Raw genomic sequence first — 17,973 nt, forward strand, 5'->3', positions numbered from 1 at the left:
GTGTACTCACCCTTCGAGTAACCTCTGGGTTCGAGTAAAGATGAGGGCTGAGGCTCTCGAAGCCCGATCAGTTGAAGGTTGTAAGAGTTTGAATAAGTGGTGTTTGCGATTCAACAAATAAAGAGGGCTGAGGCTCTCGAAACCCGATCAGTTAAAGGTTGTAAGAGTTTGAATAAGTTGTGTTTCCTTAAAAGCTGACATATATCATAATTCTAATAGTCGATATATTGTATCTTCAGTATACTAAATGAGTATACATCCTTAAACATTATTCACTATGGAATTCATGGAAATTAAAGACAAAGACGGTCGTATGCATTTTATAAACCCTAATCATATTTCAGCTTTACGCGAGGATGATGGCCAATGCAAGATTAACTTAATGGGCCACGATTACATGGTTACCAAAGAAGCTATGAATGAGGTAAAACTTCACCTAACTTCTTTTAAGCATTATTAATTATATCTCATAAGATTTTATAACGATCATTTAAGAGATTAAGGTCGCTCGACAGGCCATAGTGAAGGCTATTTCATAACCTGGAGAGCGACATAAACATTCTTGTTTCCAAAATATAAATCCTTTTTTATCATTCACATCCTTTTAACCCTGACTACGTTAAATAACCTTCTCAAATATTTGACCCCTTCCAATCAAAAAGTTTTATTTTAGCATCTATCAAATAATAGGGAATTGATAAATTTTTAGGATATATGATCTCCAACCATTCTTTCAGGTTAGTTTTAATTTTATGTATAGCGAGTTTGCAAATAGTTTCAGCTCAAAATGATACTATTTGGTATGATGCCAAATGGAAGAAAACTACCAAAGCAGAAGCCTCGTATTATCGTCCACCCGTAGTTAAAAAGGGAAGTTTCTATGAAGTAAAAGATTATTATCGAGATCACACATTGCAAATGCAAGGGCTTTCAAAATTTGCAGATAAAGACCACTGGGAAGGTATTGTAAAATGGTATGATAAAAACGGACAATTATCACAGTCCCTGGAGTATACTAACAATCGATTAGATGGTGATGCGTTTTCTTTTTATAAACAGGAAGAGTTGAAAGGGCATTATAAGGATGGTCGTTTTATTTCCGGAAAAATCAATATGAAGGCAAGTCAGTACAACTTGTATTTAGAGAAAAGAGACACTATGCTCGTAGAGATCATTTATGAAAATGATCTCAATGGAATTAGAACTGAGACGTACTTGAAGGATAATCCCAAACGGTTTGTGGTAAAAAGAACGTTTTATGATCAATCGGGGGAACTTGTAGGAACTGCAATTCGGGATAGTATCGAGTATCGGGATCAGGGTACAGAAGTGTACTATTACTACAACCCTATGCAGGTCAAACAAATCATAGATGTTAATAAAGATAGAAGAGAAGTCATAGCTACCTATTATCCAAATGGACAACTAAGAGATCAATTGATCCGGGGACGAGAATCAAAAATTGTATATTATGATAAAAAAGGCGTACCCATCGATTCAGTGTACGTAAAACAAGAAAACAGGATTCGTAGATTTTATAACGGAAAACGAATTACGTTTTTTTCTGATTACAACCAAGACGAACTCGCATTGATTTTGTCTGTAGAACAATATGATAAAGAGGGCAAACTAATCGTTACTGAAGCTTATCATAAAAACCAACAGCTTAAAACCAAGACACTTTATGAGAATAACCAGAAAGTATCTGAAGTGAGCTATGATGAAAAAGGAAATAAAATCGCCGAGCTTACGTATAAAAATTATATCCCCTGGAACGGGACGAAAATAACATCAGATCGACTAGAAGAATTTAAAGATGGTAAGTTAATCAAAGAAGTTATCTATTATCGAGATACACAACAGCCGTTTAAAGTCTTTGAAAATAAAACAGCTACGTTTTATGATCAAAAAGGAAACAAATTAAGCGAGATCACCTCAAAACAACAAGATTACTTTTCTCCCCTTGACGGGACTTCGTATGCTATCGATGCAAATGGAAGGTTTTTAAATATTTCTACATATGAAAAAGGTATTTTAACTCACGAAATTCGATATCAATATTTTTATAAAGACGCTACCAAGGTTGGGAAAGAAGAGAATTTCTATGATATCATAACCCGTTCACCTTCAAGAAAAATTCAATTCTACCATGATGTAGATCAAAAAAGAAATGAGACAATTTACAAAGGATATGATGCCATAAAAAAGATATACTATGATCGCAAAGGGGAACAAATAGGAACCTATGACCCTATGACCAAAGAAGGATTATATATTAAGTATTTTTATGACTCTGATGAAATCCAGGTATATGAAGATAGAAAAAACGGAGAAATCGTAAAGCGAAGGGAATATGCGATAGATTATAAATCTGGTCGTAAAGAATCAAAATACATTTTAATTGAAGATATAGACACAACTGATAAGGCAACGTTTTATTCTAAAAAAGGAGAGGTTATTGCCGAGGTAAGTTTTAAAGATGGAAAACCCTGGCAGGGTAAAGCCTATGACCACAAAACCAGAGAACTGTTTACCATAAAAAACGGTAAAAAAGAAGGAGTGTTTAAACGATACGATTATGATGATAAGTTGATTACCAAAGGGATGTTTAAAAATGATCTGAAAGAAGGTGAGTTTATCACCTATGATGCCGATGGAAACAAAAAAGAAGTTAAAAATTATAAGGCGGGTAGACTAGAAGGAAAGACGGTGTATTATAATGCTGATGGTAGTGTTTCCAGCTCTTTAATTTATAAAGATGATAAGCCTTATGAAGGAAAGGAGATTTATCAATATCGAAAAGGATCAGACCTTATTGAAAGATGGTATGAAAAAGGAAATGTGAAAAAAGAAGTGGTCACCAAAGATCATGAGGTTAAAAAAGTTGAATATTTGGATAACGAAAGAAAATATGTGGAAATCTATTTCAAAGGAAGCGATCAACTTAAATACAAATATTATTTGGATAAAGGAGGTTTAGAAGGAGAAGTGGTTAGATATACAAAACAAGGGGAAGTACTGCATAAGTCTCTATTCGATAAAGGGAAATTGATAAGCGGGTCTATTTTATTAAAAGAGAGTGCTTATGGTGCAAATCCAGATAATCATGTATTACTCACCAAAAATGAAGATCACCTGGAAGTCACTATCTATGATCCAAAAGGAAATACAATATTTGAATTAAAGGAAAAAGAAAGCGATAATGGTAGATATGAGAGGGCAAATAAATTAAATTTTGACACTAGATATATTTACGAAACCAGCCTTTACTAATATACTTACTATTTTTCTTTAATGTTACGTGATGTGATGTTACGAATCATTAAGTGAATTAGGTATCGTAAAGCTCTTTTTCAGGGTTTTTGGTTTGCAGTGGCCAAGGGGAAGCTATAAATCAACAAAAAATACTTCATTTTATAAAAAAATAGGAATGTGGTTAAGAAATATCCCACATTGCAAAAACGTTCAAATCTAACTATTAGATTACTAGTAAGATAATAGTTTTAATGTATTCCTTGGTGTACCTTTTTTGACCACCAGTTTTCTTCATGTCTACCTATTGTATACTTCATTTTAATACTATATATCCATGCTTACGTTACTTTTAAAAAAAAACAAACAAATGGATAAATTAACTCAGTTTTTTAGTGAACTGTTAACCAACGTAGACAAATTAGACCGTTTTAATGCAGGATCAAGTAGGCATGAAATTGCCGGTAATCGAAAAAATATGTTAAAGGCAGCAGGAGTCGATCATGCTGAAGAGATTACTAAAATGGACGCCAAAGATTTGAAAGAATTAATGGAAAAAGAGCTGTATGCAAATACTGGCAACGATGCTGAAATGACAATTTGCGGATTGATTGCGAAGCAAATGCTACAACATCGGAAACAAATTGCAATCATTGATGGCGAAACTAGAATTACTTATGAGGATCTCATGAAACGAGCTAATGAGGTTGCCGGAGAGCTTGAGAGTCGTGGTGTCGAACCAGGATCTTTGGTTGGGGTATGTATGAACCGCTCCTGGGAACTCGTTGCTGCGCTGATCGGTGTGATGCAGGCCGGATGTGCATATGTACCGTTAGACCCTGCATATCCGGAAGATCGGGTTAGATATATGTTAAATCATTCTCGTGCCGCAGCGGCTATTGTGGATAATGACAGCGCTGCTAAACTATGCAGTGGGGTGCGTGAGCTCATTTGGATGAGTACTTTAGGAGATCATACCAACAACTCAGTAATACCCTCTTCCAATGATTTAGCATATGTGATTTATACCTCAGGTTCAACTGGGCGGCCAAAAGGGGTTGCTGTAGAGCATAAAGGCTTTATATCCTTACGCCAGTCTATGCGAGAGCTATTCAGTGATGAAGAACTGAAAGGAGTATTTGCTGGTGCTTCCGTATGTTTTGATACTTCGGTAATGGAAATTATGGGTACTTTGTCTTTGGGTGGCACAGTAATACTAGCAAAAAACGCTCTTGAGTTGACTAAACTTCCGGCAGTAGATCAAATAAGAACATGCGTGATGGTGGCGTCGGCAGTACAAGCATTACTTTCTATAGAAAAATTGCCTAAGGGAATACAATGTTTGGTTTTTGGAGGCGAAGCGCTCAAACGTTCACTGGTTGAACAGGTTTATGAACAAAATCCGAATCTGAGAATATTAAATGCGTATGGTCCTACCGAAGATACCGTATATTCGACCATCGCCGAAGTTCCTCGTGGTACCAAAACCGTTACAATAGGTAAGTCGGTGCCAAATTCTCGCGCATATATTTTAGATAAAGATATGCGTCCCGTTTCTGAAGGAGAGGCCGGAGAATTGTATCTGGCAGGAACCAAGCTTGCGCGTGGATATCTTTATGATGAAGCCTTAACGAAGGAACGTTTTATGGAGATAGAACCTAGTGATCTGATTCCAAGTAGTCGTTTATATAAGACCGGGGATTTGTGTCGCTGGATAGAAAATGACGAAATCGAATTTCTTGGCAGAGTCGACCAACAAGTAAAGATCAGGGGCTTTCGTATTGAACTTGAAGAAATTGAGTCGACACTTGAGTCTATGCAAGGCATTGACGCAGCAGCGGCTGCAGCCGTAGACGGAAGTATTGGTCAGAAAATATTAGTAGTATATGTTGTAAGTCAGGATGAAGCCGTAACAGAGGCGAAAGTCAAGTCCTATTTATCGCAACGATTACCAAAATATATGGTTCCTCAAGTTGTAAAACACCTAGAAGCACTACCTCTTTTACCCAATGACAAACTCGATCGCAAGAAACTTAGTAGTATAGAAGGGGAGGTACGTTACGAACAAGGTGCAGTGATACCCCACAATACTAATCCAGTCAATAGCAACAGCAGTTTTATCCAACATTTGGCAGGCTCAAACAACGAAAAGAAAGCAGCACTATTGTCGATCATTCAAAGCGAGGTAGCTTCTCTCCTTAACATAAAGGATCCAGAACATGTAGTTTCAGATTATTCATTCGATAGCCTTGGCCTAGACTCACTAACTACGTTGGAGTTAAGTTGTCGACTCACCAATGTATTAGGACAAGAATTGTCGGCTAATGTAATATTTGAACATCCCACTCCAAATGCGTTGGTCAATTATATCACCAGTACGATAGGAAGTGGCATAGATAAATGCGCTGCAGATAAGTTACTCGGTACTACAACAGATACACTGGCCAGCTTTCAAACACATATTCAGTCTAGCCATCCAACCTTTCAGGCTGCAAAAGCACCTGCGTGGAACGCCACAGATAAGAGTAAGCTCGTGCAAGAAGTATTGCGAATGGTGAATAACGATCGAAGAAATCCTTATAGTAAGGTATTGCGAACGGGAAGTGCAACCAGAGGCATCGTAGGTGACGCATACAATGATGAAGAGCGAGAAGCAATTATATGGACAACAAACCTCTATCTTGGTCTAAACCGTGATCCAGAAGTTATGCAGGAAGCTTCTAGTGCTTTAGAACGTTTTGGGACGGGAATGGGCACCTCTGCTGCAGCGTCAGGTATGACCAATCAACACCTGGAGTTCGAAACAGAGTTTGCCGACTTAGTAGGAAAACCCAGCGCCTGTTTGTTTCCAACGGGGTATACAGCCAATGTTGGAGTGGTCGCAGGGCTTTTAGGGAAAAACGATGTTGTCATCATCGATCAGCTGTGTCACGCCTCTATTGTTGATGGTGCACGTTTGAGTGGTGCTACTATTAGAACCTTCCAACATAATAATGCATCTGATCTGGAAGCCGTTCTTACCTCTGAAGTGTCACCTTATCGTACTATTCTGGTAGTTCTTGAAGGTGTGTATAGCATGGGTGAAGGCGCTGCACCAGTGGCAGAAATTGTTCGTATGGCAAAAAAATATAATGCACTTGTTCTTGTTGATGAAGCCCATTCTTTTGGCTTTTACGGTGATAATGGAGCTGGTATTTGTGCTGCTCAAGGCGTTACTGAAGAGGTAGATTTTATCATGACAACACTTAGCAAAGCCTTAGGTAGTCTTGGCGGCGTTGTTGCAGCGAGCCAGGAACACGTTGACCTTTTAAAATCATCTTCCAGGGCTTACATCTTTCAAGCCTCTGTTAGTCCGGCAGATATGGCAGCAGCACTCACCGCATTACGTCGTCTACGTTCTGATGACGCGTTGCGGGGACGATTATGGGATACGACTCGTTATATGCGCCAGCAATTTGAAGATGCAGGGTATGATCTGGGCACTGGAGACGGACCCATTGTTACCCCTCATTTTAGCGATAAAGATAAACTTTATGCAATAGTCCAGAGTCTATATCAACGTGGCATTCAAACATCGGCGGTGACATATCCAATCGTAGAAAGCGGACGAGGACGTTTAAGGCTGATCTGCTCAGCTGCTCATACACGTGAAGATGTAGATAAAACCCTGGAAGCGCTTGTCGAAGCAGAACGTGAAGTAGATGAGCGACTAACTATTGCGCAAAACGAAACAAGGGACTCAGATATAACATATGCAGATGTTGAACTCTGGGCACAGACATTCACCGATTACCTCCAAAGATCGATAGATGAAGTTTCTACTTCCACTCCAAATCTAGTTATATCTGTTAGTATTTCTGAACAGGCAGAGCCCATTACAATTTTATGCAAAGATGGAGACGTGGCCTTGAGTACGTATGAGAGTTATGGCTTACCTTCTTGTTTGATGGTTCTTAACGATAAGGCAACAATTTCTGCGTTGCAGTTATCTGATGTACAAGGGCTGCTTCATGCCATTTGTAAAGGAAGCTGTGTGCTAAAAGGACAAGTCGAGCCGTTTATATGGCTCATCGGGCGAATTGTGGATCAGCGAAAGACTGTCTATACTCATATGCATTCAAAATAAGGTGTTTATGAAGATTTGTTTTGCTGGTATTTTGATATTGCTTAATGTAAAGGGAGCATTCTTATTATAATTTGGAATCTTTTATTAAAATTAGAAGATTGCCTATTAGCCAGTACTTTAAAAAAATAGCAGTATCACTTTTCGATTTGAATCATCGGTGTGATACTGCTACTACTAAATGTTTTTTTTGAAGAATAATTTTAGAATTACTCTCCTGAAATTATGATGGACTTTACATTAACAAATTCTTTTATCCCAAAACCACCATGTTCTCTACCATATCCAGAGTCCTTTACACCTCCAAACGGCATGTTAGGTTCTGCTAATCCAAAAGAATTAATAAATACCATGCCGGTATCAAAATGCTTTTGAGCCAGTTCGGTCGCTTTATCGATATCTTTGGTAAAGATACCGCCACCTAATCCAAAACGGCTATCGTTGGCGATTCTCATAGCATCATCTTGATTCTTTGCTTTTATCAAAGAAGCTACAGGTCCGAATAGCTCATCATCATAAGCCGGTTGTCCAGGAGCAACATCTCCCAGAACAGTAGCCGGGTAGAAGAAACCTTCACTATCGGGTATTTCTCCACCACATAGAATTTCGGCACCATTATCTACACTTTCCTGAACTTGGTCGTGTAATTTCTCACGTAAGTCTTCGCGAGCCATGGGCCCCATATCATAGTCTGAAGACATAGGATCTCCTGCCTTTAAGTCCTTCATAGCCTTCACAAAAGACTCTTTAAAATCGTCGTACACCTTATCTACTACTATAAAACGTTTGGCAGCGATGCAGGTTTCACCGTTATTATAAATACGCCCTTTGACGCATTTTTCTACAGCTATTTTCATATCTGCATCCTCGAGAACGATGTATGCATCATTACTTCCTAATTCTAAAACTGTTTTTTTAAGTTGCTTACCGGCTTTTTTCCCGATCACTTCTCCTGCTTTCGGACTTCCGGTAAGGGTTACTCCGCGGATCAAATCATTTTTGATAATAGTATCTGATTGATCATGATCTATAATTAGAGCTCTAAAAAGGTTTTTTGGTAATCCTCCTTCTTCAAAAATCTTCTCCAACAACTTACCAGTTCCCGTTACATTGGCAGCATGTTTAAGTAATACTCCGTTACCCGCCATAAGGTTCGCAATGGCGTAACGCACTACTTGGTACGCAGGATAATTCCACGGTTGAATTCCGTACACAATACCAATAGGTGAGTAGGTAATGATTCCTCTGCCTCCGTCAGACAGTTCTCTTTCTTCTGCTTTTAATTGTTCAGGACCATTTTTGGCGGTATAATCGCATATGGCAGTACATAAATCTACTTCTTCCTTACTTTGCTTCAACAATTTACCCATTTCGTGAGTCATAAGTTCTGCCAATTTGGTCTTGTGTTGCTGTAATTTCTCACCGATGGCTTTTATGATTTCTGCTCTGTAGTTCGCTGGTGTATGTTTCCAATTTTGAAAAGCTTGATGGCAGTTTTCTATAGTTTTCTGTACATCGTCACCAGACATGTACTCGTAGTGATTAATTTCTTCTCCGGTTGCTGGATTAACTGTGGTAATCGCACTTTCTTCTGTTATTGTACTCATGATGATTTTTCTAAAATTATTGTTGTTCACTCGGCATTATATATACATCATTGATATTTACGCGATGTGGTTGCGTAAGCGCATAATAGATCGCATTGGCAATATCTTCTGCTTCTAAGGTGGTCATCTCTTGCATATCTGACATCTTTTCTTTAATATCTTCATCAGTAATAGTGTCTGTAAGTTCTGTAGAAACAGCACCTGGTTCAATAGACGTTACGTTAATACCGTATTGTGGTGCCAATTCCTGGCGCAAGCCTTCAGAAAACATTTTTACCGCAGCCTTGGTCGCGCAGTACACCGCACCACCGGGAAAGTATTTATAAGCTGCTGTAGAAGAAATATTAATGATATGTCCTCCTTTATTTTCTGTAAGAGTAGGTAAGACCGCAGCCACACCATTAAGCACACCTTTAATATTAACATCAACCATTTTATCCCACTCATCAGTCTTCAATTTCATAATAAAAGAGAGCGGCATAAGTCCTGCATTGTTAACCAATGCATTAATGGTTCCAAAATGATCTTTTGCTTGTGAAACTACGTTTTCAAAATCTGTTTTCTTTGTCACATCACCGGTTACGACCAGTGCATGTCCACCATTGCTTTCTATTTTTTCTTTAAGTTCATTTAATCGATCTTCCCGTCTTGCCATCAATACAACTTTTGCTTTGTTTTGAGCAAGTTTCATTGCTGTCGCTTCTCCAATTCCGCTAGAGGCCCCTGTGATTATAACTACTTTTCCTTCTAAATTCATATTTTTTTATTTTAATGATATTTAAATCAATTTATACATCTAAAATTAGGTAGAAACAATACTCTTTATTAGTTGTATCGCAATCTTATTTGACTTATTTACTCGATATCGAGATTTAAATGCGCCATGGCTTACAACAAAATCAAAACTAGTCTCCAACCGATACCTTTTGGTATCGCCATGGGTAGTTCACTATTAAATAATTAGGTTGAAGTGTAATTGATAGGAAGATTTTCAAACAAAAAAGAGAGCTATAGTAGCTCTCTCAATATATTTTGAAGAATGTTTTGATGATACAGATCTATTCTTCTTCCTGATAATATTGCACAGATGCTAAATCTGTACCATTTTCTACAGTGCTAATCGTTTCTGAAGGTTCTGAAGTGTCTTCTATTTGGGTATCGATAGATTCTGTAATCTCGTCTGTTTCCTCAGATTCTATTTCAACAGGAACAGAATCTTTAAGTGTATTGAATCTTTCTATTTTCTCAAGTTCTGTTTCATCACCAGAGAAATAAGGAAATACGTCCATAATTGGAGATTCTGAAATTGCCGGAATGGTATAATCTCCCATAGTATTTTTCATCGCTTCGTTCGTATTATCAAAAGCTTCTTTAACATCATTTGCCTGAACCAAGAGATACATGTTAGACTTTCGTTCTTTACCGCTCTCTTCATCGTAGGCGATTAATGAAACTTTTGATTTAAACCAGCGGTCCGAGTTTTCAAAAGGATGGATCTCTGCATAATTGGCTACTTTTATATTAGTGATCTTGAATTCCTCACTTATATAGGCAGACATTTCTTCATTGATTCTTGATTCAGCTTCTGTATAGGACACTGCATCGATTAAATATGGTTCTGTAGCTACTTTTTGTGCTCCAGAGTCATCAGTTTTTCTATATTTTACTTTACATTCATACCAGGTAGCGCTCATATTTTCTTTTTTAGGAAGGCAAATATATATTTTTTGAGTCGCTAAGATCAGTCTTAAAGTAAATAGATATTCACAATTTTTGTGAGATTTTATTAGGTGTTTAAGCTTCAGTAGTTTGTAGAGAAGACGTGTTAATCTAAGGATTTAGAGAACACTTTATATAAGATCATACTGGCTCTCGAAATTCACTCTCACTTCGCCTGAGTTCTCAAAATTTAAATCCTGAAGACCTATACCTTATCTATGGTATGGATATTCACTTTCTTCTTCTTTCCTTTAAGCAATACGCTACCTAAGAATTTTGTGGATAGATGAGGATGCATTCGTAAATCTTGTAGTAATCGTTCAGAGATGAGTAGTAATACCTTGTGCTTATTACACTCGCCCTGTATGCGTGCAGAGGTATTAATTACATCTCCGTGATAAGCAATTTCTTTTTTGATTACACCAACTTCGGTGACCATCAATATTCCACCATGTAAACCCGCTTTAAATTCGGGTACTACACCATATTTATCCAGATAATACTGCGATTTACTTTGTTTTTTTTGCTGAAAAGCAAAAAACAGATCTACACAATTATTGTTGGCTAATCCCTTTTTATAAGGCCAACTTAATACTGCCTCGTCACCCACATATTGGTAGATTTCTGCATCGTATTTGGGTACGACCTCGTTAAGATCATAAAAACAATCTTGTATAAACTGACTGTATTTAAAGTGCCCGAGATTTTCTGCAATCGTAGTAGAATCTTTTAGGTCAAGAAACATAAAGATACGTTTCTCTTCTTGCGGATTTTTGTACTTACCCATTAGCATTTTAAAAAAAACACCTTTCCCGAACTTTTCGGTAGCAATTTTTATAAAAGAAAACACAAAAGAAACTAACACGATATACAAAATCGCAGACCAGAAAGCTTTATCCTGTAGCCACCAACCTCGACTTGAATCTAGTGGAAGATTGTAAACTTTGGAAAATAATCGTATTACTGCAGTAAAGACAGCCACTGTTGTTACAAAATATACTATAGTTCTTAATACGAGATCTAAAACAAGTGATAATCGATCAGAAGTATACTTATCAAAAAAGAAATCTATAGTTGCATACAAAAAGCCAATTAGAATTCCGATAACCATAAATCCCTGTAATGCTTTTATAGTACCTTGATTTCCGCTAAATTCGGCAATAACTGTTACACCAACTTCTTCATCCATCCCGTAATATCGGAATAACGAATATAATCCCATGACAACTACCCAAAACAATATAGATTGCCAAAGCAGTTCTAAATATAGTTTAAGGTCGCGGCTCATGTGATACTAGGACAGTTCTTTAGATATAATTATTGATTTAAAACACTATGCACACCATTCTCTAATCCATAAAGTATGAGAATTTCTTCATTGGTCAACACTCTATTAAAAACAGATAACTCATCCATCAAACCAATGTATCCTAATCCTATGTAGATATTAGATAATTCTAAATCCCAGGTAAACGGAGTGGTAATATTCGATCGAGTGCCTTTTAGCTTACCATTCATATATAATGATGCTTCACCATTTTGGGTATTTAGATGAGAATAATTGATGAGTATATGGGTCCATACATCTTTTCCAAAAGGAGGATTCTTTACCGCCACTAGTTTTTCATTAAAAATAGGATTTTCGTTATCCGGGCCTTCTGGGTTTGGATTCCATACTGCTCGGTCTCCGATAACCCCCAAGCGAAAATCTCTTGGGTTTTCCTTGGTAAAGTCTACCCAAATAGACGCATCATTATAACTTACATCGGTGATCTGTATGGGATCACAATATCCTGGTTTTAGATCGGTAGCCGGATCAAGTTTTAACCAAAAAGAAACAGCGCCACTCCAATCGGTAGCATTATAAGTAATATTATTTTTACTAGGATAGTAAATGTTTCCTTTACTGCGCTCTGTAAACAATAATCCATCACCGTAACGTCCTTTTCCCTTGGCAATACTAATGTCAGGCTTATGCAATCCTACCTGAGCAGAATCTCGTGCTTTTCGATTAGGAATGGTATACATTTGCTTATCGCCCAAAGCGAAATCCGCGTTTACTCCTTGATCAAAAGAAGCATAAAATGTTAGTGCATCCTTTAGATCTGCTTTACTAGTATCTTTTTGACAAGAAGTTAGAAATAGTATGGTAATGGCATTTAATAATGGAATAACGAGTGTGTTTTTATTTTGTAACATGAGAATGATTTTGTGTGCATTAAATATAAGATTATCTTATCTTTAAGCGATACAATTCACTTAAATTTATAATAATGGCTAACGAAATTAGAAAAGAATATAGTAATGATGGGTTTACCATTGTTTGGAAACCCGGGAGATGTATACATTCTGGTATTTGTGTAAAAACCTTACCCAACGTTTATGATCCAAAAGCAAAACCATGGATTACTCCAGAAAATGCTAGTACTACGGCCCTTATCAAACAAATTGATCAGTGTCCATCAAGAGCACTGAGTTATATTAAGAATTAAAGTCTTTACAATTATAGTTAAGAATTATACCGTTATAATACTGTTTAATAAAGTCTTACATCTAGATCAACAGAACCCTTGATCTGTATCTTACCAGGCTATTATTCTATCAAAAATTTATTCTTATCCTACATATCCTACCAAATGATTTAGTACCTTTATATACCAATTTAAATATACCCTGCTATGAAAACTATAAGTACTATTATAGAAGATCCTATCACTACTAAGGAATTAGAAAACACTTTCGATACTATTAAAAATGAGCTGGGAGCTCCGTTTGTACCAAATTTCTTTCAGGTATGGGGACATGCTCCATTAGCATTGCACGGTATTGTACCGGCCATGAAGTATATTCTGGGAAGTGGTTTGCTGGATCGTAGAGTGAAGGAAATGATCATGATTGCTATATCTTCATCCAAACATTGTAATTATTGTGAGACCGCACATCAGGTATTTTGTTTTGCCATGGGAGCATTGCCCGAGCAAATAGAATATTTGGTTAATAGTCATACACTTTCTGAAACAGATGATCCAAAAGATAAAGCCGCGATCGATTTTGCAGTACGGTTATCGCGTGATCCAAATTCATCAAGTAAAGAAGATTTTGAGCGTCTGGAAAAATTGGGCTATTCCAAACCTCAAATCCTAGAAATTATTGCAATGTCTGGTATGGCAGTTTTTTATAGTCACCTTGCTGCCGCTACAAAAATCAACATAGATAATGGTTTTGCTGAGGCACTTTCTAGGACCGAGATGACCTAAATTGTTAAGTAATGCTTGAAAGGGCAGAATAGTAATTTAGATCATAAAAATTCTGAAAATTGAAAGCAGCCTATCATTAAAAAATAATAGGCCGCAACAAACATCTAGTTGGGAATCAAACTCGATTAGAAATTTAATCTTCCTGTTCCAATATTACCGGTGTAGTAACTATCCCAGCAGCTGTTAGAACAACTATTATCCAACCAAACGTTTGGATGTGCCCAGAATGACGAGAACCCCGTTGCTGGCAATGTTTGATAGTCAGGAGCCATTTGAATTACAAAATCAGTAACAAACCACCCATCGGTGCCTTCAAGATATAAGGTAGCATTATCTACTTCAACCCATTCTACAGCACGGCCGGGGAATGAAGATTTAAACAAAAAGGCATCCCATCCGCCTTCAAAATCGTCATCCCAGAACTCATCCATCCAATTAAAATTTGAAGTGTAGGCTCCTGCACTGGTAGTAAATCGTACATAGGTACCCACATCTCCATCGGTGTCATTATTGCTTTGAGTTCCAGTAAAAGTCCAAACCTTATAATACCACTCTGTACTAAAAGCTTTGGTCTGAACTGGTTGCTTACTTATGTAAGTTTTTACAGCTGCATCAAACTTACGCATCGCTTCTTCTTTGCTTACATCTTTACCAAAGTGCATTTTCATAACTGGTAAGACAGATTCTTCTTTGGTATTGTTTAGTGCCTCACCATCATTTCCTGTTTTACTTTTAAACCCTTCTTCTTTTTCTGTTTCAAGAATTTGATTGGTTTCGATTTCAACATCAGACTTCTCGCACGATACAATAAAAAACACCCCTATAATTAAAGATGCCATGGTTTTAAGATTTCCAAAATTTTTCATTTGTTTTAATTTAATAATTATCATTTAATTAGTTAGTTGGTAACTCCCTCTTCATTTGCCGGCATAGAAAAGATGTCTTTTCAACTTTCAGGACAAATGTATTGGCTTTAGAAATGTATTAAAACAGTTAAAAAACCCGGTTTCATTTTATTTAACCCCTTTCGAAAAGGGATATGAAACTTGATACTGCAGGGGTTTTTAAGCATTAAATTTTATGGATAGGTGTGATGAACTTATTTTAAATCAATTCAATAGATAATCATATATTTAGCACTTATTAAAATAAATCTGTACCGTGAAATTCTCTTCTCTGCCTTTAATTGCTTTTTTATTCACCTATTCTTTAATTGCCCAAGATTATATAGATATTGTAAAGGTTAATTATGCCAACATTTTTGATGCAGGTTTTGAAGGTAGTAATGCCACGACCAATGTAGATTTGTTTGATGTGTCGTTAACCTATCCGATAAAGCTTTCAGAAAAAATAGCTGTTATTACTGGAGTAGATTATAACCAGCAAAAGTTGGAGCTTTTTCCTAATAGTGAAAAAACCTCTCTAAATAATATTACTTTAAAAGCAGGGATCAATATTAAACATAACGATAAATGGTCGGGTACCTATGTACTTCTACCTAAAATTGCGAGTCAGGATTTACACACCAACGGAGATCATTTTTTCTTTGGTGGTTTGGTATTGTTAAAATATCAAAAAAGTGATCGTATGCAATATCGTTTTGGTGCTTATGCCAGTAGTGAGGCTTTTGGAGTATTTATGACTCCAATATTGGGGATCTATTATACAAGCGAAGATCAAAAATGGGAATTCACTTCTTCTTTGCCAATTAATGCTGACTTAATTTATAATTTTAACAATACTATATCCTTGGGTCTTGGTTACCAGGCATTTGTTAGATCTTTTAGCCTAGAGCGTAATGATAGCTTGCCAGTGCTATATACTCAGGCGTTGAACATCGAATTTGCACCATACCTTCAGTATAGTTTTATGGACAAAAGTATTTTGGTACGATTACATGCTGGATATTCTACGGCGTCATTCGAGGTTTTTCAAGAAGGAGATACGCTGCCCATACGTGTTTCTGCATTCGAATTTGGTGATGATCGTAACTTGCTAAATCCTGAAATGAATGGGAATTTATTTGTAAGAGCAGCAGCAATATACCGTTTCCACTTAGTAAAAAAGAAAGGGGAGTAAGTCTAGAGCGGGGGATATAGGATAACTACAACAGGGACATCCCAAAGCCCTTCTTTCCTGTTATCTCAAGCCTGTCTTGCAGACATGCTCAATATGACAGATTGTGAGTACGAATACTATTAGGATGTCCCATTGTGGTTTTTTTTGGCTAATTCAAATATGATAAACCCCCTTTAGTCTTATAAGGTTTAAGATGAATTTTAATACCCCAAAGATATTTTAGTGAGTATATTTTTAAAAGAGGGAATTGCCTAATTTTTAATAGGTAAATACCCTTTCATTATACCGTTAAATTCTTATCATAGGATATGATCATTGTCTTTGTGATAATATGTTAAAAACTTGTTTTTATTTTCTAAATAATTTATAATTTCTTTGCGCTTGGGAAAAACGTTGCCTTTGGAAAATCAAGAAAAAGAACAAAAAAAAGTATATACACGATATAACTTTTTTAATAAAACGTATTGTGTGTTTAGGGGAGTTTCACTTCGTGAGATCTCCAGAAGAAAACCAAATTACAGAAGTGAGTCGGGTAGCACCTACTATTATACAAAAAATGGGGTATATCGACTTTCTAATCATTGGGGAAGAGCAGCAAAATGTCAATGGCGATTGGTTTCAGACTTTTCTGCAGAGATTGATGATTTACGTCTGGGATATGCAGATTGGGTCGATTTCAGAGAGAATCTTGATCCCGATGTAGACGCATACTATATTTCTGTAAATTTTGAAATGAATAAGGTAAGTTATATGCACAAGGATAATCCAAATTATGATGGAATAGCCGTTTTGCGTTCTGCTGACGCAACAAGAAAGCTCATCAAACAAATAAAGAACTTACTAGAAACACATAAGTGGGCAAAGTATTATGATTATGATGATCTTGATGAGTTTAGAGAAGAAGTAGTAACTAGATTAATCAATAGCAATATTACTCTAAATGAATTGAGAAGAGAGTTAGTATAAGCTTTTGACTCCATTTTTACCGTCCTGGCAAAGGAACATAAGTATCATCATCTTCTACCTTGGGGAACTCATGTTTCTTCCATCGTTCTTTGGCTTCTTCTATTTTGTCTTTACTAGTCGATACAAAGTTCCAGTAGATATGACGCTCTTCGGGAAAAGGTTGTCCGCCAAATAGTAATACATGAGTCTCAGGTTTTAAGATAATTGTACAACTATCTTCTATTTTAGAAACTAACATATTTCCTTGTTCAATTAGGTCATTACATGCCTCGATCGCTCCTTTCACTATACAAATCCCAATCTCTCCTTGCAGTTCACCTTTAATTTTTAACTCATATTCATCCTGGGCTTTTACTTCTACCATGAACAATTCAGAATGTACAGGAAGCGGAGAGCTCTTTCCAAACCCATTTCCTGCGATTAATCTAAACTCGGTAGTGCTGTCTTTCCAATTTTGCAATTCTGAGGCATCAATATGGTGAAATTCTGGATCTACATCTTCTAGTTCTCTAGGCAAAGCCACCCAGATCTGGTACCCATGCGCTGTAAATTCTCTTCCATCTCTAAGATCAATTGGAGTGCGCTCTGTATGGGCGACTCCTTTACCGGCAACCATCCAGTTTACTGATCCAGGAGAAATACGCTGATGTGTACCAATACTATCTTTATGCATCAATTCACCTTCTAACATATATGTAAGCGTAGATAACCCTATATGCGGGTGCTGATCTACATCCATAAACTGCCCCTTTTTAATGGTAGTCGGCCCCATATGATCAATAAAAATAAACGGGCCTACCATTCTTTTTTTCCTGAAAGGAATCAATCTGCCTACCAAGAAATCACCAATATCACGACTTCTTTCTTCAATTATTAATCCTGTATTCGACATAAATGTTGATGCATTTTATATTGAATTAAAGATAGAGGAATTTACATAAAGCAACAGTTAAAGTTCTATTAACTCATC

At 36.8% G+C, this 17,973-nt stretch carries 14 protein-coding genes; 7 read left to right on the forward strand and 7 right to left on the reverse strand.

Features of this window, described 5'->3' with window-relative positions; genetic code table 11:
- Window positions 1-277: 277 nt before the first annotated feature.
- From ACFSJT_RS00030 to ACFSJT_RS00040, 3 genes are all read left to right on the forward strand, one after another.
- Window positions 278-460, forward strand: a complete 183-nt coding sequence (locus tag ACFSJT_RS00030) for a hypothetical protein (protein ID WP_378318116.1) — start codon at window positions 278-280, stop codon at window positions 458-460.
- Window positions 461-765: 305 nt separating this feature from the next.
- Window positions 766-3,273 carry a toxin-antitoxin system YwqK family antitoxin gene (locus ACFSJT_RS00035; protein ID WP_378318117.1) on the forward strand — a complete coding sequence of 836 codons (2,508 nt, stop codon included), beginning with the start codon at window positions 766-768 and terminating at the stop codon, window positions 3,271-3,273.
- Window positions 3,274-3,622: 349 nt separating this feature from the next.
- Window positions 3,623-7,378 carry an amino acid adenylation domain-containing protein gene (locus ACFSJT_RS00040; RefSeq protein ID WP_378318881.1) on the forward strand — a complete coding sequence of 1,252 codons (3,756 nt, stop codon included), beginning with the start codon at window positions 3,623-3,625 and terminating at the stop codon, window positions 7,376-7,378.
- A gap of 206 nt (window positions 7,379-7,584) precedes the next feature.
- On the opposite strand, the gene ACFSJT_RS00045 is transcribed toward ACFSJT_RS00040, so the two are convergent.
- The 5 genes from ACFSJT_RS00045 to ACFSJT_RS00065 form a co-directional block, all read right to left on the reverse strand.
- Entirely contained in the window at window positions 7,585-8,982 is a 1,398-nt protein-coding gene (locus tag ACFSJT_RS00045; RefSeq protein WP_378318118.1) for an NAD-dependent succinate-semialdehyde dehydrogenase, read from the reverse strand.
- Between the two features lie 16 nt (window positions 8,983-8,998).
- Entirely contained in the window at window positions 8,999-9,739 is a 741-nt protein-coding gene (locus ACFSJT_RS00050; RefSeq protein WP_378318119.1) for an SDR family oxidoreductase, read from the reverse strand.
- 301 nt (window positions 9,740-10,040) lie between these two features.
- On the reverse strand, window positions 10,041-10,676 hold the full coding sequence (locus ACFSJT_RS00055; RefSeq protein WP_378318120.1) for a DUF4494 domain-containing protein: 636 nt from the start codon (window positions 10,674-10,676) through the stop codon (window positions 10,041-10,043).
- Between the two features lie 230 nt (window positions 10,677-10,906).
- A complete protein-coding gene (locus tag ACFSJT_RS00060; RefSeq protein ID WP_378318121.1) occupies window positions 10,907-11,989 on the reverse strand; it encodes an adenylate/guanylate cyclase domain-containing protein in 1,083 nt (360 codons plus the stop codon).
- Window positions 11,990-12,018: 29 nt separating this feature from the next.
- Entirely contained in the window at window positions 12,019-12,900 is an 882-nt protein-coding gene (locus ACFSJT_RS00065) for a LamG-like jellyroll fold domain-containing protein (RefSeq protein ID WP_378318122.1), read from the reverse strand.
- Window positions 12,901-12,974: 74 nt separating this feature from the next.
- On the opposite strand from ACFSJT_RS00065, the gene ACFSJT_RS00070 reads away from it, so the two are divergent.
- Together ACFSJT_RS00070 and ACFSJT_RS00075 are read left to right on the forward strand one after the other, a co-directional pair.
- Entirely contained in the window at window positions 12,975-13,193 is a 219-nt protein-coding gene (locus ACFSJT_RS00070) for a (4Fe-4S)-binding protein (protein ID WP_378318123.1), read from the forward strand.
- Between the two features lie 186 nt (window positions 13,194-13,379).
- Complete coding sequence (locus tag ACFSJT_RS00075) at window positions 13,380-13,958, forward strand: carboxymuconolactone decarboxylase family protein (protein ID WP_378318124.1); 579 nt, start codon at window positions 13,380-13,382, stop codon at window positions 13,956-13,958.
- A 125-nt stretch (window positions 13,959-14,083) separates the two neighbouring features.
- On the opposite strand, the gene ACFSJT_RS00080 is transcribed toward ACFSJT_RS00075, so the two are convergent.
- Complete coding sequence (locus tag ACFSJT_RS00080; protein WP_378318125.1) at window positions 14,084-14,824, reverse strand: hypothetical protein; 741 nt, start codon at window positions 14,822-14,824, stop codon at window positions 14,084-14,086.
- Window positions 14,825-15,119: 295 nt separating this feature from the next.
- Here ACFSJT_RS00080 and ACFSJT_RS00085 point away from each other — a divergent pair, with 295 nt between their 5' ends.
- Window positions 15,120-16,037, forward strand: coding sequence for a DUF6268 family outer membrane beta-barrel protein (locus ACFSJT_RS00085; protein ID WP_378318126.1), 918 nt, complete (start codon window positions 15,120-15,122; stop codon window positions 16,035-16,037).
- A gap of 399 nt (window positions 16,038-16,436) precedes the next feature.
- Window positions 16,437-17,003, forward strand: coding sequence for a hypothetical protein (locus ACFSJT_RS00090; protein ID WP_378318127.1), 567 nt, complete (start codon window positions 16,437-16,439; stop codon window positions 17,001-17,003).
- A gap of 16 nt (window positions 17,004-17,019) precedes the next feature.
- On the opposite strand, the gene ACFSJT_RS00095 is transcribed toward ACFSJT_RS00090, so the two are convergent.
- Window positions 17,020-17,895 (reverse strand): pirin family protein, encoded by an 876-nt coding sequence (locus ACFSJT_RS00095; RefSeq protein WP_378318128.1) that lies wholly within the window; start codon window positions 17,893-17,895, stop codon window positions 17,020-17,022.
- Window positions 17,896-17,973 lie beyond the last annotated feature (78 nt).

It is taken from the genome of Aquimarina celericrescens (assembly GCF_042682765.1).
Lineage (GTDB): Bacteria > Bacteroidota > Bacteroidia > Flavobacteriales > Flavobacteriaceae > Aquimarina > Aquimarina celericrescens.

What these genes read in the sequence shown, in the direction of transcription:
- ACFSJT_RS00030 (WP_378318116.1), top strand. Translation starts at nt 278, where the DNA reads ATGGAATTCATGGAAATTAAAGACAAAGACGGTCGTATGCATTTTATA.
- ACFSJT_RS00040 (WP_378318881.1), top strand. Translation starts at nt 3,623, where the DNA reads ATGGATAAATTAACTCAGTTTTTTAGTGAACTGTTAACCAACGTAGAC.
- ACFSJT_RS00045 (WP_378318118.1), bottom strand. Translation starts at nt 8,982, where the DNA reads ATGAGTACAATAACAGAAGAAAGTGCGATTACCACAGTTAATCCAGCA.
- ACFSJT_RS00050 (WP_378318119.1), bottom strand. Translation starts at nt 9,739, where the DNA reads ATGAATTTAGAAGGAAAAGTAGTTATAATCACAGGGGCCTCTAGCGGA.
- ACFSJT_RS00055 (WP_378318120.1), bottom strand. Translation starts at nt 10,676, where the DNA reads ATGAGCGCTACCTGGTATGAATGTAAAGTAAAATATAGAAAAACTGAT.
- ACFSJT_RS00060 (WP_378318121.1), bottom strand. Translation starts at nt 11,989, where the DNA reads ATGAGCCGCGACCTTAAACTATATTTAGAACTGCTTTGGCAATCTATA.
- ACFSJT_RS00065 (WP_378318122.1), bottom strand. Translation starts at nt 12,900, where the DNA reads ATGTTACAAAATAAAAACACACTCGTTATTCCATTATTAAATGCCATT.
- ACFSJT_RS00070 (WP_378318123.1), top strand. Translation starts at nt 12,975, where the DNA reads ATGGCTAACGAAATTAGAAAAGAATATAGTAATGATGGGTTTACCATT.
- ACFSJT_RS00075 (WP_378318124.1), top strand. Translation starts at nt 13,380, where the DNA reads ATGAAAACTATAAGTACTATTATAGAAGATCCTATCACTACTAAGGAA.
- ACFSJT_RS00080 (WP_378318125.1), bottom strand. Translation starts at nt 14,824, where the DNA reads ATGAAAAATTTTGGAAATCTTAAAACCATGGCATCTTTAATTATAGGG.
- ACFSJT_RS00095 (WP_378318128.1), bottom strand. Translation starts at nt 17,895, where the DNA reads ATGTCGAATACAGGATTAATAATTGAAGAAAGAAGTCGTGATATTGGT.